Origin of the sequence: Intrasporangium sp. (assembly GCF_040414665.1) — a bacterium.
Lineage (GTDB): Bacteria > Actinomycetota > Actinomycetes > Actinomycetales > Dermatophilaceae > Intrasporangium.
The window spans coordinates 1-21,161 of sequence record NZ_JBEDUL010000005.1 but is presented as its reverse complement, the minus strand read 5'-3'; the positions used below and the strand labels follow the sequence as shown (position 1 = coordinate 21,161).

Genomic DNA, 21,161 nt, shown 5'->3' with positions numbered 1-21,161 from the left:
TGGCAGAGCAAGTGACTCTTAATCACTGGGTTCGGGGTTCGAGTCCCTGGCGGCGCACTCATCACTTCCCTCACAGGCTCCGCGCGGCCCGTCGTCCGCGGCGACGTGGATGCTGCGTCTTCCACTTCGCCGAGTGGTAGCGGGTGCAGACGCGCAGAGTGACTCGTATCGCGAAGGTTCGGGGTCCGACGCTCGCCTCCGCAGGTGAAGGTCTGGGGCTACTCTCGGTCGTCGCTGGTGTGGCCCAGGGGCTGACACCGAGCCGCTGGTAGCGACCCAGGAGAGGAGTGCTTCGACATGCAGACCCCCACCGCCGCACCGGTGGTGCCATCGGAGGATGATGTGCTGCGTTGGGCCGCGGCGATGCGGGCGCCCGACCAGGTCCGCGCCGCCATCGTCGAGGCTCGTGCGGGCTTCGCCATGGCACCGGCGTCTCTGCGGCAGAGCATTCTCGACACTGCGGCCCACGTTGGGGCGGGTCTCGGCGTTATCGGCGCCGAGGTGCCGTCTGGCGTGCCGCAGGACCCCGCGTCGGGGCCGACCCGGTTGTACGGCGACGTCCTGGCCTTGCTGGCCTGCGTCCCCTCTCTCCTCGCCTACCACGCCGAGCGCGGAGTGCCCGAGTACGTCACTTGGGACACGCTGTCCGACCTTCCCCGGCACGTCGCACGGTACGAGCGACTGCACGGTCGTCCCGGCTTTTCCGAGCTGCGCTGGCTGAGCAACCACCTGCGGGGGCTGATCTACTCACTCGGGAGGCTTCAGTTCGAGCGGATCCGAGGCATCGCGCCGCCCGAGGACCATGCCGCCGTGGTCGCGGCCACCGGGGAGCTGACTGAGGATGACGTGATGCTGAACGTACACATCCCCGAGACGGGGCCGCTCGACCCCGGGCTCTGCGAAGCCGCCTACGCCCAGGCCATCGACCGGTTCGCCGCCTGGTTTCCGGACGAGCGGCCCCGCGCGTTCGTCTGCGTCTCGTGGCTGATGGACCCACAGCTGCGGGACTACCTGCCGTCCAGTTCCAACATCATCCGCTTCCAGGACCGCTTCGACATCGTCGGCCCCGGCCGGGAGGCGTCTGTGTCGATGCAGGAATTCGTCTTCGGCCGCGCCGGTCAGGTCGACCTCGAGGATCTCCCGCAGCGCACCAGTCTGGAGCGCGGCTTCGTCCAGCACCTTCGCGCCGGTGGCACCTGGTACGCACGAACCGGATGGTTCTCGCCCTGAGATCCCGAGCGGCGAATCCGTGCCGTTGCAGCCGGAGGGCGGCGCCCCAGTCTCGGTCTACAGGAGCCCGGCATGCCAAGGGCTGGCGACCGCCGCCTCGCTGGAGTCCGTGCGTCGCTTGAAACGTATCCACGTGGTTGATACATCCGAAGCATGGAGTCGAAGCTCGCCCTCGTCGCACGTGCCGAGGTCACCGCCTTCGAGTGGCGCATGGTGTCATCGGCTCAAGCCAGCATGTCCGGGATCACCCGACTCGATCGGTCGCAACTCCAAAGCCGGACCCCTCAATCGGCTTGCCCACGGCGTGTACACGGATGCCGGCGCTCCACGCGAGCAGGTCGAGAACCTGCGTGCCGTCTGGCTGAGGGCGGAACCCAAGAAGCTGGGTGAGGAGCGGATCACGAAGGGCAGACCACGCCGTGGACGCGCCGGACGCGCGGAAGACCGTCGGCGAGCGTTGATGGTTTACGGCCACGCGATCCGGTAGATGTAGTCGCACTCGGGCCACCATCAGCGAGAGGGGTATCGGGCGATGCCAGGACGTTTCGAAGGGGCGACCGCCCTCGTCACCGGTGCGGGTCACGGCATCGGTCGGGCGTGTGCCGGCAGGCTCGCGGCGGAGGGGGCCCGCGTGGTCGTCACCGACCTGGACGTGGACGCGGCCCGTGACGCCGCCGCCGCCCTGCCCGGGTCGGCCGACCGGCTGGCGCTCAAGATGGACGTCACCAACCGGTTCTCCGTGGACGACGCGGTCACGCGGGCGGCCGCCGGGCTCGGCGGGCTGGACGTCGTCGTCAACGTCGCTGGTGGCGACCTCTCGCACGGGGCCTTCGAGGACATCGACGACGACTTCTGGTCGGCCCTCCTCGAGCTCAACCTGGTCGGGGTGGCACGAGTCTGCCGGGCCGCGATCCCCTTCCTGCGTGACAGCCGCCAGAGCCCAGCCATCGTGACGATCAGCTCGGTCAACGGCCTGGCCGCCCTGGGCAGCGAGCCCTACTCGGCCGCGAAGGGCGGGGTGAGCTCGCTCACGGCGAACCTCGCGCGCTACCTGGCGGCCGATGGGGTGCGAGTGAACGCCGTCGCCCCCGGCACCATCAGGACCCGGGTCTGGGACGGGCAGGAGGGCGGACCCGAGCGAATGCTGCCCCTGTATCCGCTGGGCCGGGTCGGCGAGCCCGACGACGTGGCGGCTGCCGTCGCGTTCCTCGCCTCGGCCGACGCATCCTGGATCACCGGGCACGTGCTCCCGGTGGATGGCGGGTTGCTGCTGTCCCGTCCGGCCGTCTGACGGGCTGCCCTCCCTCGCGGCTCACCGCCGTCTGCACGCCAACCGGCCCACCGAGCCCAGTCGACGGTGGGCCAGCGCGGCGCGGGCGGCGTCCATGCCGGCCACGCCGTGCACGCCGCCACTCGGATCGGCGAAGGCGGAGCCGAAGTACCCGAGTCGGATCAGTGAGCCCAGGGCGCAGCCAGTGGCCACGGGCATCCGACCGCCTCGCCACTGCTCAACGTGGGGCCGCGAGCTCGGGCAACCCCGCCCAACCTCGTGCGCGAAGGCGCTTGACCGTGTCATCGGAACGTTGCCGCCGAGAACGGTGACCGAGCTGTTCTCCGCCGTCGCGAGTTCGACTCTGTTGCCGGGCTGGCGTGGTCCGGATTACGCAGGCATCCGGTCTATCCAGCCGGGCGGGCGTCCAACTGTGCCTGGGCGTCTGCGAGCAGTTCGACGATGCGGGTCCCGAAAGCGAGATCCACCTCATGCGGCTCGCCACCGACCGCCGATGCAACCAGATCCTCGGCGGCGGTTGCGAAGGGCTGGATGAAGCTCTCGTCCGTTCGAGGAGGCATGTGGAGCAGCCCGGACTCACCCCATACCGCTAGCTCGAAGCCCGCCGCGGCCGGGGGCGCGAACAGCGACAACATCACAGTGCTCGATGCACCCGACTCATGTCGGAGCACCAGCGTGACCATGTCACCTTCGCCACCCACGGCCGTGATTGATGTGACCGGTCCCAGGGCGGCACCCAGCGTCGACAACGCATGAGGACCGGTGTCCCACAGAGCACCCCGCTCCTGACGCCAAGACGAGGCGCCGAAGGGGTTGTCAGCCTGCTGCAGGGAGCTGAACCATCGCAGCCACCCGCCACGCCAGCCGCCCGTATTGGCCAGATGGCTGAACCATGTGCGCGACCGGTCGATGAACCGGTCGGTGAAGAAGACCACCGACGCCACCCCGGCGTCGACGGCGGCGTCGCGCACTGCTCGCGCCGCGTCGACGTCCACGGCGACCGGCTTGTCCAGCAGCAGGTGCTTGCCGGCCCGTGCGGCAACCAACGCCAGGTCGGCCTGCACGTCAGGCGGAACCGCGTACGCCACCGCCTCCACGTCCGAAAGAAGCCCGTCGTAATCGCCGTATGCCGTCACACCCAAAGTCCGCGACAGGCCCTCGGCCTTCTCACGAGTCCGGCCCCAGACACCTACCAGCTCGACTCCATGTGCCGCGGCAAGCCCCGGGCCGTGCGTCAGCGTCGCCCAAGGCCCCGTGCCGACCAGACCGAACCTCATGCCGGCACGGTACCCCGAGACCGACCCGCCCTGAGCCGTCAATCGGGACGTCGACGGGCCGTGCAACAACTGTCCGTCTCTGGACGGGAACCAGCCACCGATGACGCGACGTGAGGAGCTCTCGCCAACACGCTCTGTGTACCGCCTTGCCTCCTCCAAGGGTGACGACCGGCAGCAACGGCGAAGCCACCATGGGGCTCGGATGCTGTGGATCCGCCTTCCCCATGGGTCCCCCTCCGGGGCCGGGGGTACAGCGTGCAGGTCACCTCGACGCCGCCACGTCGCCGGCCGTGGGAGGGCCCCGGTGTCGATCACACGTACGCGGCCCCGGTCCTCGCAGCGGCGTCCTTGATCACCGCGTTCACCTGATCCGTGATCTCGGCGGCCCCCTCGACGCAGGCCGTCCCCTGGGCCTGGGCGTATTGCCCGCCGAGCCACACGCTCCAGTAGTCGACCAGGACGAGCAGGACGCGGCGTCCTTGGGTGAGGTCGCGCACCCGGGCGACGATCGCGCCGAGGTTGTGCTCGAGCGTCGGGATCGTCGGCTCGTAACAGCCGACCGACGGCCCGCAGCTCGGGTCGTATCCGACATCATTGGCGCCGACCTCGACCTCCACCACGTCGGCCTGTGCGACACGCGAGGAGACCTTCGGGTCGTCGAGCTGGGTGAGCACGCCGGAGGTCGTGTAGCCCCCACCGCATCGTTGGACGCGGTCACGCCGGGTTGGCCGGGTACGCCGGGTACGCCGGGTACGCCGAGCATGGTGGCCGTGAGCGCCGGGTACGGGGTGCAGTCGCACCCATCCCCCGCAGGGACCGAGTGCCCCAAGGCGACGAGCGACCAAGGCCCGATGTGCGCCGGGGGCGGCGCAGAACCTGGCGAGGACGTCGACGCCAGGGCTGAAGCTCCGGACGCTACTCCGGACGAGGGGCTGGTTGAGGCCGACGGGGCAGATGAGCAGGCCCCGACGAGGAGCAGGCTCGCGGTGAGAACGAAGCCGTGGCGAGCCCGCCTACGGCAGGTGCCCATACCCGCATGCCAATCGTCTTGGCGCTGTCATCCACCCACGGCGAACTCGGGAGTCTGCACCCTTCGCGGCCACGCGGCGTTCGCGCACACGTGGTCTTCGCGATCGCCGCCACCGTGATGCTCTCCGGACGACAAGGCACACTGGTATGGGCGCTCGGTTTGCCGCTGGTCGGCGCCTCGCGCCTCTTCCTCGGGGCCCACGACATCACTGATGTGGCCGCCTCTGTCGTCTTCGCCGGAGGGTCAGTGCACATGGCCGGCGTCCTCAGCGCACGCAGCCTGGTCGGCCTGGATAACACCGAAAAGGCAGCCATGAGCAGAAGATCGACGTCAGACGACGACCTCGACTCCGGCACCGCCGCCGTCCGCGACCGGACCCTGACGGCCATCCATGGCAGGAGCATCGTCCGCCTCCACCTCGGGCACGTCGGAACGGTCGCCGCACTCCCAGGCATCCTCGACGCCCTGCACCAGCGGAGCCTTACCGCAGTCACCGTTCTGCTGGACGGAGTGACATGAGAAGAACCCTTCCTCATCCTGCAGCCGTCCCAGCGCGTCGCCCACGGACGGCCCGCGCGCGAGCCGTCGCCATTGCGCCGACGATCTTGGCCGCGTTTGGCCTGCTCGGCGCCTGCAGCCAGCTCGACGCCCCAGGCCCGGGTACGTCCTCGGTGCCCGTCGCGGCGGTGACGAGCACCCCTGGCACCCCGACCCCGAACCCGCCCGCTCCGAGCACCGCCCTCAACGACGTCGGGGCGACGCTGCCCGGGCCGTACGCCTTCGACGGTCCCGGCGCCCTGTCGGCCGAGGCGCGGCACGCCCGGACGCTCGTCTACGTGCCGAACCAGCTGGCGGGCACCGTCCAGATCATCGACCCGACGAGGCATGCCGTCATCGCCACCTACCGCGTGCCCGCCTCACCCGAGCACGTCGTCCCGTCCCACGACCTGCGCACCCTCTGGGTCAACAGTGACGCCGGCAACTCGATGCTGCCCATCGACCCCCGCACTGGCCGTCCCGGTCGCGCACGGCCCGTCCGCGATCCCTACAACCTCTACTTCACCCCCGACGGCCGGTACGCCCTCGTCATGGCCGAACGCCTCAAGCGTGTCGACGTCCGCGACGCCCACACGATGGCGCTGGTGCGATCGCTTCACATCCCGTGCGCCGGGATCAACCACGCCGACTACACCGCCGACCTGTCCACGCTGCTCGTCAGCTGCGAGTTCAGCGGGAAGCTCGCTGTCGTCGACACCACGGCCACCCGGGTCATCCGGATGGTTGACCTCAACCGGATCCGCACGCCGGGCGCGACCCCTCCGGCCCGGGCGATGCGGATGGGCGGCCCCGCCGCGAATCTCGGGCCGCGGACGAGCTCCATGCCGCAGGACGTCCGCCTCTCCCCCGACGGCCGCTGGCTGCTCGTCGCCGACATGCTGCGCAACGGCGTCTGGGTCATCGACGCGCACACGTTCCAGGTCGCCCGCTTCGTGCCGACGGGCCGGGGTGCGCATGGCATCTACCTGTCCCGCGACGCCAGCCGGATCTTCGTCAGCAACCGCGACGAAGGCAGCATCTCCGTCCTCGACGGCAGCACCGTCCGGCCGGTCGCGAAATGGCGCATCCCCGGAGGCGGTTCACCGGACATGGGCGGCGTCACGGCCGACGGGCATGAGCTGTGGCTCTCCGGTCGGTACAACTCGACGGTCTACGTCGTCGACACGACGACCGGGCGCGTGACCCACCGGATTCCGGTCAGGCCCGGCCCGCACGGCCTGCTCGTGTGGCCCCAGCCGGGGCGTTTCTCCCTCGGCCACACCGGCAACATGCGTTGACCAGTGGGCCACCTTCCGCGAGCCGATACCGAGGCCATGATCAGCCTGCACCTGTCATGTTTCGATCGTGGCGTCGGAAGGCGGCGGCGGTCTGGTCCCGACAGCCTCGCGCTCCTGGCGGTACCAGTCGCGCCAGATGAGTCGGTGGATCGGAATGACCTTCGGGATGTCACGGAGCCCGGGGATGAAGGGCAGCAGCAGGAGCGCCAGGCTGAGGAGCATCATCAGGCCCCACACGAGGGCGTCCGCGTTGTCGGACGTGCTGAACGGTGGGACCTGGTACCAGAACGTGTAGAGCCACAGCCACGGCTGGCCCGGATAGTTGCCGGTCTCGTTCATCATCCCCCACTGGTCACCGCCGAGGCTGCGCGCCCGCGCCTGGTCCTCGAGGTAGGTCCCGTCGGCGAGGAGGAGCAGCCGGCGCGTGGGATCGCCGCCGTAGAAGGAGTTCTGGCTGATGAGCTGCTCCAGGCCGCCCGTTGCGGCGAGGCGTTCGTAGGCGGTCGACAACGCGGGCACGGGGCCGTAGTCGCCCTGCGCCACGTTGGCGGGATCGTTCTCGGCGTTGCCCAGTGCGTTGAGGTAGTTGCCTGACCAGGTGGCCTGCCGGTCGGCGGACGCCTTGGCCCACACGTTCAGGGCCAGGCCGAGCGCCGGATCGCCGCCCTGAACGGCCTTGAGCGGGTTGATCACGAAGTCATTCGCCGCGTCGATCGGGTAGGTGACCCCAGCCCACTTCTGCAGCGGGATGCCCAGGAGCTTCTGCCCTTCGGAGGCGTCGTTGTAGGGCGGCCCGTAGCCGGCCGTGCCGCTGTCACCGGACAGCTCAGCGGCGGCCGTTGCGACGACATCGTTCGGTGCCGCCTTGGCCCAGTCCTGCAAGGAGATTGCCCTCTCGTCGGGTGATCCGAAGACGATGGCGAGGCCGAGGGTGAGCACGACGACGCCGACCAGTGCGAGGACGAACTCCTTGACCAGGTCATAGCGCCGCGTCGGGAAGGTGTGCGAGTCGGGTGTGAGGGCGGCCGGACGACGTCGCGCGCGCGTGCTCATGCGACCGGCTCCTGCGCGTCGATCGGGGGCACGACGCCCTTGCGCCGCACGAGGATCACGTGCGCCACGGTGATGAGGCCGACGGCAATCGGCAGCAGGACGACGTGGAAGAGCACCATCTGGGCGGTGTTGAGCACGTTGAAGTAGGCCCCGATCCCGACCGAGTTGAGCCCGTCCTTCGCCTGGGTGCTGATCCACTGGCTGTCGAAATTGGTCTGGATCAGGTAGCCGGTGAACGCCGTGCCGATCGAGGCGAGGAACGCCACGACCCCGGTGACCCACGTCAGGGCACGTCCGCCGCGCCAGGCCGCCATCCAGAACTTGCCCCACAGGTGGATGACCATGAAGAAGAAGAACAGCTCGACCGACCAGAGGTGCAAGCTGTTGACGTAGTGGCCGGTGGTCGACGTGTGCCACCAGTCGACACCACCGAGGCTCAGCACGCACCCCGTGACGACGATGACGACGAATGCCGCGAGCGTGAGCACCCCGAACACGTAGATCCACGACGAGACGTAGGCCGGCTGGTGGTCAGGAAGCGCCTCACCTGGTGGGACGGTGTGTTCTATGCGCGCCCGGAGGCGCTCGGTCCAGGTCGTGGAGGTCATCGGTCCGGTCCCGTTCGGTCGTTCGGGGCGGCGGCGCCCGGTGGATCGGTCGCCGGCTCGCTCGGCGGCTTCGGGAAGGGGATGAGCAGCGCCGCGAAGAACACGACGATCATGAGCACGATGATGAGCAGGTTGGCGATGGAGATGTGGACGACGCCCCAGTCGAGGTACGCCCCGGCACCCCCCTCTGCTGCCACGAGGGACCCCATGTGACGCGTCCTTTCGAGATCGGGCAGTGGAGGTGGCCCCGGACACGCGCTGCGAATCATTCGGTCGTTGCCGTCGATTCTGAACTACTACGCTGTGTACGAGAAGGGGTATCGGCTGTGAGAATCCGGGATCCTGGCGCCCCGGGGCCGAGCTCGGACTGCGGGCTTGACGGACCGCTCATTCCTCGCCGTGGTCGAGGCCAGGGATCCACGCGGCCGCTTCGGCCGAGAGCGGGACCGAGGCACCGAGGAGGCACAGCACTCCGGTGGTGCCGACCGCGACGCGTTGAACGAGCAGGTAGCGGACCGGGATGTGGAGCCTGCGCTGGGTGCGGGAGCTTGCCGAGCGAGGATCGGAGAACCGCGCGGTCAGGCCACGCAGCCAGGCTCGGGTGAAGGTGAACCGCTCGTTTCGCAGCGGCTCAAGCTCCGGCTCCACCAGGTGGAGCAGCGCCTCGCTGGTCACCTCGCCGCGACGAACGAGCCCCGCCGCACTCGCCACCTCGATGAGCCGGTCGGCGTCCCGGTCGCGTCCAGCGCGCAGGAGGGCGGCCAGCCGGGGCGACCACCCTTCGGGCATCGCCAGGGTCGAACCGAAGTCGACGACCGCGAGGCGCCCGTCATGCAGGAGCCGGAAGTTGCCCGGGTGGGGGTCGCCGTGCAGCCGACCGGCCCGCAGCGGACTGGACAGCAGGAACCGGCACAGCAGCATCCCAGCCCGGTCACGTTCGGCCTTCGTGCCCCGGCGGGCGATCCGTGCCACCGACGTGCCGTCGACCCACTCGGACACGAGGACCTGGGGTGCGACGTCGACCACGTCCGGCACCCGGAAGTCGGGGTCGTCGCGAAAGGCGTCGGCGAACGCCGCCTGTGCATCGGCCTCCTGCTCGTAGTCGACCTCGGTCATGATCCGGTCCGTCAGCTCGCTGAACAAGTCCCCGGCATCGATGCCCGGTGCTGCCAGGTGCAGGACCGGCACGAGCCGGTCCAACTGCCGAAGGTCGGCCGCGAGTGCCTCCCCGGCGCGGGGGTACTGCACCTTCACAGCGACCTGGCGGCCGTCCCCCCACACCGCATGGTGCACCTGGCCAATACTCGCCGCTGCTGACGGCTCGTCGTCAAACTCGACAAACCTGCTGCGCCACTCGTGGCCGAACTGTTCGGCAAGCACGTGGTGGACCGTCCGCGCGGGCATGGCGGGCGCGGCCTCCTGCAGCTTGGTCAGCGCCTCGCCATACGGTCCCGCGAGCTGCTCGGGCAGGGCCGCCTCCATCGCGGAGAGCCACTGCCCACCCTTCATCGCTCCGCCCTTGAGCTGCCCGAGGACACTGAACAGCTGCTCAGCCGTGCGCGCCTGCACCTCCGCAGCGATCACCTCAGCCGGCCGACCACCAAGCCGCTTGCCGAGACCCAGGGCCCGACGGCCCACGAACCCGGCCGGGACCGCAGCCAGCCGAAAACCCCTCGTCAGCGCTCGGGTCGGAAGGTCGGCCATCCCTCATCGTGCCACCGAGGCCGGTCATCCACGGGCGGGGTGCACGCAAGGAGGGCGGGAGGAGCGGAGCCGACCGCCGGGGCTGGGAGCGGGCCCAGCGGCATACGGCATCGTTGTGTGTGGGCACGTGCTGCACCGTTGAGGAACTGGTCGTATGCCGCTCAGCTCGCTCAGCGATCAGCGTTCACCGGGTGCCGAGCCAGGCCTCACGCCGAGTCCGCGACGCCCAAGGCGAGGGCGCTCGCCTGAACTTCACGCTTGACCGAGAACACGCAGGCGCCGCAGTCCTGGCCGGCGCCGGTGTCACGACAGACCTGCGCCAAGGTACGCGCACCCTCTCTGACCGCGCGATCGACGCATCGGTGGGTGACGGTCTTGCAGTGACAAATCATCATCTCGGGTGCTCCTGCTCGGCTGTGGTTCCGGTCGGGCGATGGCCGTGGGGTGCGCCTCAGCGCCCCTCGAGAAGGTGGCGCCCCATGACGACGCGCTGAATCTGGTTCGTCCCTTCGTAGATCTGGGTGATCTTCGCGTCGCGCATCATGCGCTCGACCGGGAAGTCCTCGGTGAAGCCGTAGCCGCCCAGCAGCTGCACCGCATCCGTGGTGACCTGCATGGCCATGTCAGAGGCGTAGCACTTGGCAGCCGCGCTGAAGAAGGACAGGTCGGCGTCGTTGCGCTCGGACTTGGCCGCCGCGACGTACACCAGGTGGCGTGCTGCTTCCAGCGACATCGCCATGTCCGCGAGCATGAACTGGATGCCCTGGAAGTCGGCGATCCGCTTGCCGAACTGCTGACGCTCCTTGACGTAGTCGAGCGCGAAGTCAAGGGCCCCTTGGGCGATCCCGACCGCTTGCGCGCCGACAGTGACGCGGGTGTGATCCAGCGTGCGCAGGGCGATCTTCAGCCCTTCGCCGGGTTCGCCGATGATCCGGTCGCCCGGAATCCGCACGCTGTCGAAGTGGAGCTCGCGTGTCGGGGAGCCCTTGATGCCGAGCTTCCTCTCCTTCTCACCGAAGGAGAAGCCAGCGTCGGACTTCTCCACCACGAAGGCGCTGACGTTCGAGCCACGCTTGCCGTCGGGGTCGGTCACGGCGAGGACGGTGTAGTACTCGGAGAAGCCCGCATTGGTGATCCAGGACTTCTGGCCGTTGAGCACCCAGTCGTCGCCGTCGGCCGTCGCTCGGGTCCGCATGGCGGCGGTGTCGCTGCCGGCCTCGCGCTCGGACAGGGCGTAGGAGAACGTCGTGGTGCCGTTGGCCAAGGGGCGCAGGTACTTCAGCTTGAGCTCCTCGGAGCCGGCCAGGATCAGCGGCGTGCTGCCCAGCTTGTTGGCTCCGGGGATCAGGGACGAGGAGGCGCACACCCGCGCGACCTCCTCGACGACGATGGCGCAGGCCACGGCGTCTGCCCCGACACCGTCGTACGCCTCCGGCACATGCGGAGCGTGGAAGTCGGACGCGACAAGGGCGTCGTGGGCCGCGGTCGGGAACGAGGCGGTGCGGTCGACCTCGGCGGCATATGGGGCGATCTTGTCCTCGGCAACCGCGCGGACGGCCTCGCGGAGGGCCTCGTGGTCGTCTGAGATCTGGAACAGGTCGAAGTCGGCGTTGGGCTTCATGGTGGGCACCTTTCTGGGCGATGGATGCGAGCCCGGTCGGCTTCGCAGGTGGGTGTCGAAGGAGGGTCAGCGGGTCGGTTGGGTGAGGAAGTCGGTGATGACGGGTAGCACGTCGGATGCGCTGTCGAGGAGCAGCAGGTGGCCTCCGTTCTGGACCACCTCGAGGCGTGCGTTCGGGATCAGGCAGGCGATGACACGGGCGTTCGCGAGCGGCACGATGGGGTCGTCGTCGCCGTGCAGGACGAGGGTCTGGACCCCCAGCCGGTGCAGCCAGGGAAGACTGCTCCATCCCGCGGTCCCGGCGAGTCGGAACATCCAGGCCTTCAGGTGAGTGGGCGGTCTGAGGTTCATCTCGTGCACGAGCGCTGGCTGCTTGCGTAGCCGCCCACCGAACACCCGGCCGGCCTCCCCTTCGAGGCTTCGCAGGTCGGAGTAGGTCCGCGGCCTCGCGAACCGCGCCAGGATGTCGGGCCGACCCGGCACGCCGATGTTGCCGGGTCCGGTCGAGACGAGGACGAGCCGGTCGACGCGGTCCGGGAACGACCTGGCCAGCTCCTGCGCGACGACCCCACCGAGGCTCACCCCCAGGATGTGAGCGCGCTCGATACCCACGGCGTCGAGCACCCGGGATGCGAAGCGGGCGAGGCTCCGCACGGTGTATGGCCGCTGCGGCATGGCGGTGCTGCCAATGCCGGGCGGGTCGAAGGCGATCACTTGGAACCCGTGCAGAAACGGCAGGACGCCGTCCCACATCGGCACCTGGCTCCAGAGCCCACCGATGAGGAGCAGGGGCGGCCCTTCCCCACGAACCTGCACCCGGGTCGCGAGCCCCTCGATGACGTGGGACGTGTCGGTGCTCATCGCTCCCTCACGTAGCGACCCGGTGCCGGCTCCATCGGCCGGTGGCGCCGGCTGCCAAGTTTCTTCGGCGCCGGGCGCTCGCCGCCGGATCTCACCGTTGCCCACTCGGCCCAGTGCGACCACCAGGAGCCTTGGTGCTTGTCCGATCCCGCGAACCAGCCGTCCGCGTCCCGACCGGCGACGGGTCCGGTCCGGAAGTGCGCCTTCGGGTTGCCAGGCGGGTTGACGAGGTGCTGGATGTGCCCACCGCCCGAGAGGACGAAGGTGGAGTGGCCGCCGAAGAGCTGGGTGGTGCGGTACGCGCCCTGCCAAGGGACGAGGTGGTCGGTCTCGGCGCCCACGACGTAGGTGTCGACGCTGACGGCGCCCAAGTCGACCGGCGTGCCCAGGACGGTGAGGCCGCCAGGCGTTGCCAGGAGGTTGTTCATGGCGATGTCCAGCAGGTCGCGCTGAAGGGCGCCCGGGAGTCGAGTGGTGTCGTTGTTCCAGGCGAGGATGTCGTGCCGCGGCGGGTCCTGTCCCAACAGGTAGTTGTTGACCCATGGGCTCCACACGAGCTCGTTCGGCCGCAGCCAGGAGAAGATGGCGGCGATGGCCCGGCCGTCGACGACCCTGGTGGCCTCGGTGCCCATCCTCGCCGCGCTGTGCAGCGTGGGGTGCAGTGCGAGTCCCGCAACGTTGGGGATCGACAGGTCGAGCTGGCTGACGCCGAAGCCTGCGTAGGCAATGCGCTCGTCACCGGTTGCGCGCAGGTGCGCCATGACGGCGGCAAGCAGCTGGCCGCCGGCGCAGAGACCGACCGTGCCGACCTGGTCAGAACCGGTGATCTGACGGATCGCGTCCGTGGCGTCCAACAAGGTCTGCGCGTACGTGTCCAGCGTCCAGTCGCCGTGCTCTGGGCCCGGATTGCGCCAGCTGGTGACGAACACCTGCAGGCCTTGGCCGAGGGCGTACTCGATGAAGCTGCGGTCCTTGGCCAGATCCAGGATGTAGTGCCGGTTGATGACAGACCAGACGACCAGAAGAGGCACGCTGCGCACCGTCGCGGTGGTGGGCGCGTACTGGATGACCTCCAGGACCTCGTTGCGGAACACAACCTGGCCCGGTGTCGCACCGACGTTCTCGCCGACGACGAACGGCGCGGAGTCCACCTGTCGCGGCATCCCCCGGTTGTGCCTGACGTCGGCTGCCAGGTTGCGCCCGCCACGGACGAGGCTCATCCCGAAGGTGTCGAAGGCTCGCTTGAGCGCGGTCGGGTTGCCGAGGAGCGTGTTCGTCGGGGACAGGCCGGTGGCAAGGATGCCGGCTGCGAAACGGGCCCGCTCGCGGGTGGGCCAGTCGATGTCAGCGTCCTCGACTGCTGTGCCGATCGCCCGCTCGACCGCCAGGTATGCCTGGCTGAGTCTGCGGTAGACCGGGTGCGAGCACCATGCGGGGTCGCTGAACCGCCGGTCGCTCCTCTCCGGCTCGATCGTCGACCGGCCGGCCACGGCCGCAGCGACATCGACGGCCAGCGAGCCGCTCCGGTGGATGAGATCGGGCGTCCGGGCCAACGCGGTGACGAGGGCGCCGGCGCTGTTGCCGGGCGTCTGCTCCTCGTGTGACGAAGCGCTGACGAGGTGCATCCTCGTCCGCTGCCGATGCGCTGGTGTGTGGTCCCGCTTCGAGCCCACAACGGCACCGGCTCCACCGCGATGCGGCGTGGTTGGTGTCTGCATGTCTTCCTACCTTGAGTTCAGTGGCCGGTGACCAGAAGGATTCCGGCGAGGGAGACTCCACTGATGAAGAGGGTTCCCAGGGTTGACACGACGATGGCGGCCCCGCTGCCGCGGAGGAGCGATGCGATCTTGACGCTGCAGCCCATCCCGAAGAGGGCGGCACCCAGTGCAGCGACCTGGACCTGGGCTATCCCCCCGAGAACGGCCTCGGGAATCACCCCTGTGCTTCGCAGCGCGACACAGGCGAGGAATCCCAGGACGAAGAGCGGCACCAGCGGCGTACGCCGGGCCACGCTGGAGCGAGCCGGTGACGCGATCCGCTGCAGCACGCTGACGACGGCCACGACCGGCGCGAGCATGACGACGCGGGTGAGCTTGACGACGACGGCAACTGCGACGATGGCAGCACCGGCGGGACTTGCGGCGGCCACCACCTGCCCCACCTCGTGGACGCTCGCCCCCGCCCATTCGCCGAACTGCAGTCCGGTGAGTCCGAGGGGTCCCTGAAGCAGCGGAAGCAGGACCAGCGCCACTGTCCCGAAGAGCGTCACCATCGCGATCCCGACGGTCACGTCCTCTTCGTCGCCGGCAGCGGTCTCCTCCATTGCCGCGATCGCCGAGGCGCCGCAGATGGCGGTGCCGGTGCCGATGAGCAGGCTGCGGGCCGGGCTGAGGCCCAGCCGGCGCCCGAGCCAGGTCGTGAAGACGAGGGTCCCGACCAGACTCACGGCGATGACGGCGATCACCGGCAGACCGAGGGCGCTGATGGAGGCGAAGGACACCGAGAACCCGAGCAGGACGACGCCGATGCGCAGCAGCCGCTTGGTCACCTGCCCGAGCTGACGCGTCCCCGTCCGGGGAAGCAGCCCGAGGTTTGCCGCGGCCACGCCGAGGCCGATGGACCACGTGAGGACACCGACCTGGGGGACGAGGCGGTGACCGATCATCGCCCCACCGAGTCCGAGGGCCAGGACAGCGATGCCCCGCACGGCGTTGGGCCAGGTCGGTCGGGGACGGTCGAGGACCTCCACCTCCCCGCTGACGGTAGTCGTCGTCATCGGATCAGCCCACCGCCAGCTCGCGCTTGAGGATCTTGCCGGTCGACGTCATCGGCAGAGTGCTGACGAACTCGACGACGCGGGGGTACTTGTAGGCGGCCATCTGCTCCTTGCCCCAGGACAGCAGCTCCTGCGCGGACACCTCGGCCCCGGGCTCGCGGATGACGAACGCCTTGACCTCCTCGCCGTGCGTGTCGTGGGGGACGCCGACGACGGCCGCGAGCGAGACGTCAGGGTGCGTCATCAGCACCTCCTCGATCTCACGGGGGTACACGTTGAAGCCGCCGCGGATGATCATGTCCTTGGCGCGGTCGACGATGTAGTAGAAGCCGTCCTCGTCGCGCCTGGCGAGGTCGCCGGTGCGGAACCACCCGTCGCGCATGACTTCGGCCGTGGCCGTGGGGCGGTTGTAATAGCCCTTCATGACGTTGTGCCCACGGATCGCGATCTCCCCGACCGCGTCCGTGCCCTTGACGACGTTCCAGTCCTTGTCGACAAGCTGGCACTCGACACCCCAGATCGGCACGCCGATCGAGCCCGGCCGAGGTGCGCGGTGCCGATCGGCGAAGGTTGCCAGCGGCGACGTCTCCGAGAGTCCGTAGCCCTCGAGGATCTGCACGTGGAAGCGGTCCTTGAACTGACGGATGATCTCCACGGGCAGGCTGGCGCCACCCGAGACGGCGATCCGGAGGTTGGCGGCGATGAGGTCGACGTCGACGTCGTCGGTGAGGGCCCCGAGCAGCCCCCAGTACATCGTCGGCACGCCGGCGAAGAAGGTGACCTTCTCGCTCTGCAGCAGCGCCACGGCTTTCGCGGCGTCGAACCTCGGCAACAGCACCAGCGTCGCGCCGACGGCGAAACCCGCGTTCATCTGCACCGTCGAGCCGAACGAGTGGAACAGCGGCAACGTGATGAGGTGCACCTCGTGCTCGGCGGCGCCGAACTGGCGGTTGCACGTGAGGGCGTTGAACAGCAGGTTGGCGTGCGACAGCTCCGCGCCCTTCGGCTGGCCGGTCGTCCCGCTCGTGTAGAGGATCACGGCGGTGTCCGTTGGCCCAGTGAGGGCGGTGTCGAAGGTCGCGGGCTGACCGGTCAGCGCCGCTCCCAGTGTCTCGGCGCCGTCGATCGGCGAGTCGGCCTCCGGCGTGGCGGTGATGATGAAGAAGGTCTCGCAAGAGCCGGCCTGGTTGAAGCCGGCCCACCCCTCGGAACCCATGGGGAGCTCAGACGTGCCCTCGAAGCACAGGTACGCCCTCGCGTCCGAGTCGTCGAGGTGGTAAGCGATCTCACGCCCCTTCAGGAGCACGTTGAGCGGCACGACGACTGCACCCGCCTTGAGGATTCCGTAGTAGACGGCCGGGAAGTCGGGCAGGTTGGGACAGGACAGCGCCACCTTGTCACCGGGCCGGATGCCGCGGGCCACGAGCAGGTTGGCGACCTGGTTGGCGCGGGCGTTCACGGTCCGGTAGTCGAGGCGGACGTCGCCCAGCACGACCGCATCGCGGTCCGGGTGGCGGTGGGCGCTGTCCTCGAGCAGGACGGAGAGGTTGAGCATGCTGAGATCCTTGGTGGCTGGTGATGGGAGGAGAGCCGAGCGTGGGCGGCGCGCCGGCGGCGACCACGTCCTGGCGCGAGATCGCTCGGCTGGTCCGTCTGCCTTCGACGGCTCGACGGGCTGTTGATACAAAGTCTGGTCGTCAAGGCCATGGAGCGCTGTACGGATTGGGACAAGGTCCTATCCATTTGAGGACATCGTCGACAGCACACGCACTCAATCGAATTCAAGAGAGCCGAGCGTGTCGGTAGGGGCCGCCTCAGGCGACGCGGCCGCTGCCGTCAGAGGCCGGGACCTGGCCGCTCAGGACACCGAGCAGGGCCTCAGCCCCCAGCCACTCCCCGAACCCGGCGGCAGGGTTGAGGTGGCCGACGGGCCCGACGTCGATGAAATGGCTTCCCCACGCGTCGGACATTTCCCGGACCCGCTCGAAGTCGCCGAGCGCGTCGTTGGTGCTGGCCGCGACGATGCTGGGGAACCGCAACGGGGTCAGCGGGATCGGCAGCCAGCCGCTCTCCTTCAGCTCGCTCAGTGATGGGTAGGGCGGCCCCAAAGGCTGAGCGAGGTCTGGCGGTGTGGCGAGCAGCGCCCCCAGAACCGGCAGGTCGTGCTGCTGTGCCCAGTGGACCGTGGTCAGCACGCCGGCGCTGTGGGCCACGAGGATCGCGGGCGTGCCGGCCTCCGAGATGACTCGGTGGAGGTCCGTCACCCGACCGGCCAGGTCGCGCTTGTCCCGACCGAACGAGGGGACGACGACCGCGTTCGGCAGCTTGGCGGCGAGCAGTGTCTGCCAGTGGTCCTCGACGTGCCCGCGGAGACCCGGCACGATGACGATGGTGTGTGGTTCCCGGAACATCATGCCGGGTCTCCTTCTGTTTGTTGCGGATCCGGATCGTAGTGAATCCGGGTTGGTGGCGGATCCACGGGTGCGGATCCGTTTGGTGCGGGTCAGGCGGAGGCGATGTCGCCGGCCCGGCGGATGCTGCTCGGGTAGGCGCGGCGACCGATGACGAGCGCCACGATGACCAGGACCGAGATGAACGGGACGATCTTCATCGCGCCGACCAGTCCCATCCGGTCGGCGAGGATCCCGACGACCAAGGGGCCTGCGGCCAGGCCGAGCAGGTTGTTCGCCAGGGTCAACGTCCCGAAGGCCGTGGAGCGGATCGACGCGGGGGTCAGGTTCGCGACCATCGCGCCCGCCGGACCGGTGGTGCCTGCCGCGAAGAACGCGCCGGCACCGATGAGCACGAGCTGCAAGGTGCCCGGGCCCTGGGCGAAGCCGAGAGGCAGCAGCACGAGCGACAGCGAGGCGTAGACCAACGCGGAGGTCCACTTGCGGATCGGGCGGTGCCTCGTGAGCCGGTCGGTGACCATGCCGCAGAGGATCATGCCGGCGCCCATGAGCAGGATGAAGGCAGCAGCGCCGATGGCAGCCTTGTTCGGCGCCAGGTGGTACGCGCGGCCCAGGTAGCTGGGCATCCAGGCGAAGAGCGCCCCGACGACGAAGAGCTGCAGTCCACTGCCCAGGTATGCGCAGATGACCGCCGGGGTGGAGACCAGGGTGCGCAGCTTCGCCCGCTGCGGCGCGGCCGCGACCGGCTCGGCAGGGATGTTGCCGGGGTGCTGGTGGTCGGCGAGCTTGCGGTCGTTGACGAAGAGCCAGTAGAGCGCCACGAGGACGAGACCGACGAACGCCATGACGGCGAACGACCAGCGCCAGCCGAGCTGGACGGCGAGGATGCCGCCGAGGAAGACACCGAGGACCGAACCGAACGAGCCGCCGGCCATGAACGCACCGGTCAGCGATGCTCGCTTGGTGGGCGCGAACACCATGAGCACGACTGCGAGGCCGACGCTGCCGTAGGCCGCCTCACCGAGGCCGATGAAGAATCGGGCCAGCATCATGTGCTGGTAGTTGGCCGCGATGGCGCAGCCCAGCGTCGCGAGGCTCCACAGGGCGCCCATCGAGATGATGGCCTTGGATCGGCCCCAGCGGTCGCCGAGGAGGGACAGCGGCACTGCCAGCAGGCCGACGGTGAGAGCCACGATGCTGGTCAGCGAGCCGAGCTGGGTGTCGGTGAGTGACCACTCGACCTTGAGGAGTGGGAAGACCGCCGAGAGCACCTGGCGCGACATGTAGTCGGACAGGAGCAGGCCGAAGGTGAGGATGAAGACGAGCAGCGGGAACACCCGCGAACGGGTGGGTGCTGCGACAAGGGTGGGCGAACGCCGCTTCGTTGCGATGGCGTCCCGGACTTGCGTTGACATTATGCTCCAGTGGTGTGAGTGGAAGACCGCGTACGTCTTCGTGCGCGGATACGTGGGGCGCGGGTCGCAGCCCGCGCCCCACGGGTCGGTGGGGGCACCGTGTGAAGGGCCCGTTGGAGGCGGCGGGCCTCAGGCGTGGAACGTGAAACCGATCTGGCCCGGCTGCCGGTTGGGCGCGTAGCCCAGGCGGGCCAAGGTCTCGTCGACGCTGTCGTAGGTCTGGCCGATGCGGTAGATGTCGCGGGCCTCCTTGCCGTCGGCGACCTCGCGACCCAGCTCGTTCGCGAGGCGGACGAGCTGCTCGACCTGCTGCACCGAGGTGATCTTCTCGCCCTTGCGGGACCAGATCGTGTCCTCGTTGCCGCAGCGCGTGTGCAGACCCATCGCGATGGCCATGGTGTTGACCGGCAGCACGCTGCGCATCAGGGTCTCCAGAGTCAGAATGGCCCCGTCCGGCACCCGGTTGATGAAGTTCATCATGTTGTACGGGTTCGGGCCGTCGAAGCCGCCGCCGATCGCCACCCATGTGAGGTTGAGCGGGCCGGTGTAGTGGCCGCGACGGATGAGCCGCTCCACCGTCTCCAGCTGGGGGATGCTGGAGAGCTGGAAGTGAGGCTGGATTCCGTTGGCCTGCAGACGCTTGAGGTGCTCAACGACCCAGCCGGGGCCAGCCGGGACATACATCTCGCGGTAGGTCTCATAGAGCTCCGGCCGGGCGATGGAGGTGCCGGCGATGTCGTCCTCGGTCATCAGCTCGACGATGTTCATCTGGCTGGTGTTGATGGCGATCGTCACCTGGTCCGGCTTCGGGTCAAGCTCGGCCAGCATGTGCCGGGTGTCGTCGCTGAGCCACTTGGCCTCGGCCCCCTCGCCCTCCGGGGCGAAGGAGATGGAACCGCCGACCTGGAGGATCATGTCAGGCACGGCCTCACGGAGCCGGCCGAGGAGCTCGTTGAACTTCGAGAGCCGCTTGGAGCCCTTGCCGTCGAGCTCGCGGACGTGGATGTGCAGCACCGTGGCGCCGGCGTTGTAGCAGTCGACCGCGGCCTGGACGTGCTCGTCCATGGTGAGCGGAAGGTCCTCGCGGAAGTCGTCCGGCTCCCACTCGGGGCCGTACGGGGCTGCCGTGATGACCAGCTTCTCCTGGACCTCGGGGAACAGGGCGTCGTCGTGGAAGTGCATTGGGGTGTTTCTCCGTTCAGGGGTTGGTTGGGTGTCGAGTCGTTCGCGATGAGGTCAGAAGGTCGGCTCGCCGATGATCCCGGCGCGCTCCATCTTTCGGACGCCGGGGAAGTAGTCCTGGACGGCGTAGTGCTGGGTGTTGCGGTTGTCCCAGATGGCGAAGCTGTTCTTCGTCCAGCGCCAACGCACCTGGTACTCCGGGACGAACGCCTGACGGATCAGGTAGTTGAGCAGCTCACTGCCCCCGGGGGTGTAGTCGAAGCCGAACCGAACCCGCTCCGGGGTGTGGTAGTTGACGAAGTGCGTCGTGAAGGCGTTGACGAACAGGACCTTCTCGCCCGTCTCGGGGTGCGTCCGCACGACGGGGTGCTCGGCATCCGGGAACTGCTCGGCCAGGGCCTGACGCCGCTCGAGCGGCATCTTGGCGCCGAAGGTCGACTGGATGCTGTGGCTGGCGCGCAGGTCGGCGATCTGCTCCTTGATGTGCTCGGGGAGCCGGCGGTAGGCCTCGACCATGTCGACCCAGATCGTGTCGCCGCCCACCTCGGGGCCCTCCACGCAGCGGAGGACCGAACCCATCGGAGGCGCCTGCCGCCAGGTGGCGTCGCAGTGGAACGCGTTCTCGTAGAGCTCAGCCGGGCTGTCGAGGTCCTTGTAGATCCGCACCAGTCCCGGGTGCTCGGGGTCGCTGCCGGCGACCGGGTGGTCCTCGAGCGGGCCGAACCGCTCGGCGAGTGCCACGTGCTCGGCGCGAGTGATGTCCTGGTCGCGGAAGAACAGCACCTTGTGCTGCAGGAGCAGAGCCCTGATCTCGGCGAAGACGAGGGGGTCGTTGGCGGCGTCGGCGAGGCTGACGTTGCGCAGCTC

General features: G+C 69.0%; 21 protein-coding genes. 4 read left to right on the top strand and 17 right to left on the bottom strand.

The window, feature by feature from the left end:
- Positions 1-297 precede the first annotated feature (297 nt).
- Together ABF401_RS00640 and ABF401_RS00635 are read left to right on the top strand one after the other, a co-directional pair.
- Positions 298-1,230, top strand: a complete 933-nt coding sequence (locus ABF401_RS00640) for an acyltransferase domain-containing protein (RefSeq protein WP_353507591.1) — start codon at positions 298-300, stop codon at positions 1,228-1,230.
- A 532-nt stretch (positions 1,231-1,762) separates the two neighbouring features.
- On the top strand, positions 1,763-2,521 hold the full coding sequence (locus ABF401_RS00635; protein ID WP_353507590.1) for an SDR family NAD(P)-dependent oxidoreductase: 759 nt from the start codon (positions 1,763-1,765) through the stop codon (positions 2,519-2,521).
- A gap of 21 nt (positions 2,522-2,542) precedes the next feature.
- On the opposite strand, the gene ABF401_RS00630 is transcribed toward ABF401_RS00635, so the two are convergent.
- The 3 genes from ABF401_RS00630 to ABF401_RS00620 all read right to left on the bottom strand — a co-directional run bounded on the left by ABF401_RS00630 (position 2,543) and on the right by ABF401_RS00620 (position 4,598).
- Positions 2,543-2,719: a hypothetical protein gene (locus ABF401_RS00630; protein ID WP_353507588.1), complete on the bottom strand. Its 177-nt coding sequence runs from the start codon at positions 2,717-2,719 to the stop codon at positions 2,543-2,545.
- Positions 2,720-2,907: 188 nt separating this feature from the next.
- Positions 2,908-3,798 carry a Gfo/Idh/MocA family protein gene (locus tag ABF401_RS00625; RefSeq protein WP_353507587.1) on the bottom strand — a complete coding sequence of 297 codons (891 nt, stop codon included), beginning with the start codon at positions 3,796-3,798 and terminating at the stop codon, positions 2,908-2,910.
- A gap of 311 nt (positions 3,799-4,109) precedes the next feature.
- Positions 4,110-4,598, bottom strand: coding sequence for an SGNH/GDSL hydrolase family protein (locus tag ABF401_RS00620; RefSeq protein WP_353507586.1), 489 nt, complete (start codon positions 4,596-4,598; stop codon positions 4,110-4,112).
- 236 nt (positions 4,599-4,834) lie between these two features.
- Here ABF401_RS00620 and ABF401_RS00615 point away from each other — a divergent pair, with 236 nt between their 5' ends.
- A complete protein-coding gene (locus tag ABF401_RS00615) occupies positions 4,835-5,347 on the top strand; it encodes a polysaccharide deacetylase family protein (RefSeq protein WP_353507585.1) in 513 nt (170 codons plus the stop codon).
- Positions 5,344-6,663, top strand: a complete 1,320-nt coding sequence (locus ABF401_RS00610) for a YncE family protein (protein WP_353507584.1) — start codon at positions 5,344-5,346, stop codon at positions 6,661-6,663. The genes ABF401_RS00615 and ABF401_RS00610 overlap by 4 nt, the downstream gene beginning before the upstream one ends.
- Before the next feature lie 54 nt (positions 6,664-6,717).
- Here ABF401_RS00610 and ABF401_RS00605 read toward each other — a convergent pair whose 3' ends face one another.
- The 14 genes from ABF401_RS00605 to ABF401_RS00540 form a co-directional block, all read right to left on the bottom strand.
- A complete protein-coding gene (locus tag ABF401_RS00605) occupies positions 6,718-7,716 on the bottom strand; it encodes a hypothetical protein (protein ID WP_353507583.1) in 999 nt (332 codons plus the stop codon).
- Positions 7,713-8,324 carry a cytochrome b N-terminal domain-containing protein gene (locus ABF401_RS00600; RefSeq protein ID WP_353507582.1) on the bottom strand — a complete coding sequence of 204 codons (612 nt, stop codon included), beginning with the start codon at positions 8,322-8,324 and terminating at the stop codon, positions 7,713-7,715. Before ABF401_RS00600 ends, ABF401_RS00605 begins: the two co-directional genes overlap by 4 nt.
- On the bottom strand, positions 8,321-8,533 hold the full coding sequence (locus ABF401_RS00595; RefSeq protein WP_353507581.1) for a hypothetical protein: 213 nt from the start codon (positions 8,531-8,533) through the stop codon (positions 8,321-8,323). Before ABF401_RS00595 ends, ABF401_RS00600 begins: the two co-directional genes overlap by 4 nt.
- Before the next feature lie 178 nt (positions 8,534-8,711).
- Positions 8,712-10,028: an ABC1 kinase family protein gene (locus tag ABF401_RS00590; RefSeq protein WP_353507580.1), complete on the bottom strand. Its 1,317-nt coding sequence runs from the start codon at positions 10,026-10,028 to the stop codon at positions 8,712-8,714.
- A gap of 206 nt (positions 10,029-10,234) precedes the next feature.
- Positions 10,235-10,420: a (2Fe-2S)-binding protein gene (locus ABF401_RS00585; RefSeq protein WP_353507592.1), complete on the bottom strand. Its 186-nt coding sequence runs from the start codon at positions 10,418-10,420 to the stop codon at positions 10,235-10,237.
- A gap of 59 nt (positions 10,421-10,479) precedes the next feature.
- Entirely contained in the window at positions 10,480-11,649 is a 1,170-nt protein-coding gene (locus ABF401_RS00580; protein ID WP_353507579.1) for an acyl-CoA dehydrogenase family protein, read from the bottom strand.
- A 66-nt stretch (positions 11,650-11,715) separates the two neighbouring features.
- Positions 11,716-12,510, bottom strand: coding sequence for an alpha/beta fold hydrolase (locus ABF401_RS00575; protein WP_353507578.1), 795 nt, complete (start codon positions 12,508-12,510; stop codon positions 11,716-11,718).
- Positions 12,507-14,228 carry a PHA/PHB synthase family protein gene (locus tag ABF401_RS00570; protein ID WP_353507577.1) on the bottom strand — a complete coding sequence of 574 codons (1,722 nt, stop codon included), beginning with the start codon at positions 14,226-14,228 and terminating at the stop codon, positions 12,507-12,509. The genes ABF401_RS00575 and ABF401_RS00570 overlap by 4 nt, the downstream gene beginning before the upstream one ends.
- Before the next feature lie 17 nt (positions 14,229-14,245).
- On the bottom strand, positions 14,246-15,286 hold the full coding sequence (locus ABF401_RS00565; protein ID WP_353507576.1) for a YeiH family protein: 1,041 nt from the start codon (positions 15,284-15,286) through the stop codon (positions 14,246-14,248).
- Positions 15,287-15,290: 4 nt separating this feature from the next.
- The gene (locus ABF401_RS00560; protein ID WP_353507575.1) at positions 15,291-16,841 is read right to left on the bottom strand and encodes a long-chain-fatty-acid--CoA ligase; all 1,551 of its coding nucleotides are present in this window, start codon (positions 16,839-16,841) and stop codon (positions 15,291-15,293) included.
- Between the two features lie 259 nt (positions 16,842-17,100).
- The gene (locus tag ABF401_RS00555) at positions 17,101-17,700 is read right to left on the bottom strand and encodes an RBBP9/YdeN family alpha/beta hydrolase (RefSeq protein ID WP_353507574.1); all 600 of its coding nucleotides are present in this window, start codon (positions 17,698-17,700) and stop codon (positions 17,101-17,103) included.
- Between the two features lie 89 nt (positions 17,701-17,789).
- Positions 17,790-19,112, bottom strand: coding sequence for an MFS transporter (locus tag ABF401_RS00550; protein ID WP_353507572.1), 1,323 nt, complete (start codon positions 19,110-19,112; stop codon positions 17,790-17,792).
- A gap of 129 nt (positions 19,113-19,241) precedes the next feature.
- Complete coding sequence (locus tag ABF401_RS00545; protein WP_353507571.1) at positions 19,242-20,294, bottom strand: beta-keto acid cleavage family enzyme; 1,053 nt, start codon at positions 20,292-20,294, stop codon at positions 19,242-19,244.
- A 54-nt stretch (positions 20,295-20,348) separates the two neighbouring features.
- A partial coding sequence (locus tag ABF401_RS00540) for a TauD/TfdA dioxygenase family protein (RefSeq protein WP_353507570.1) occupies positions 20,349-21,161 on the bottom strand: 813 nt, incomplete at its 5' end.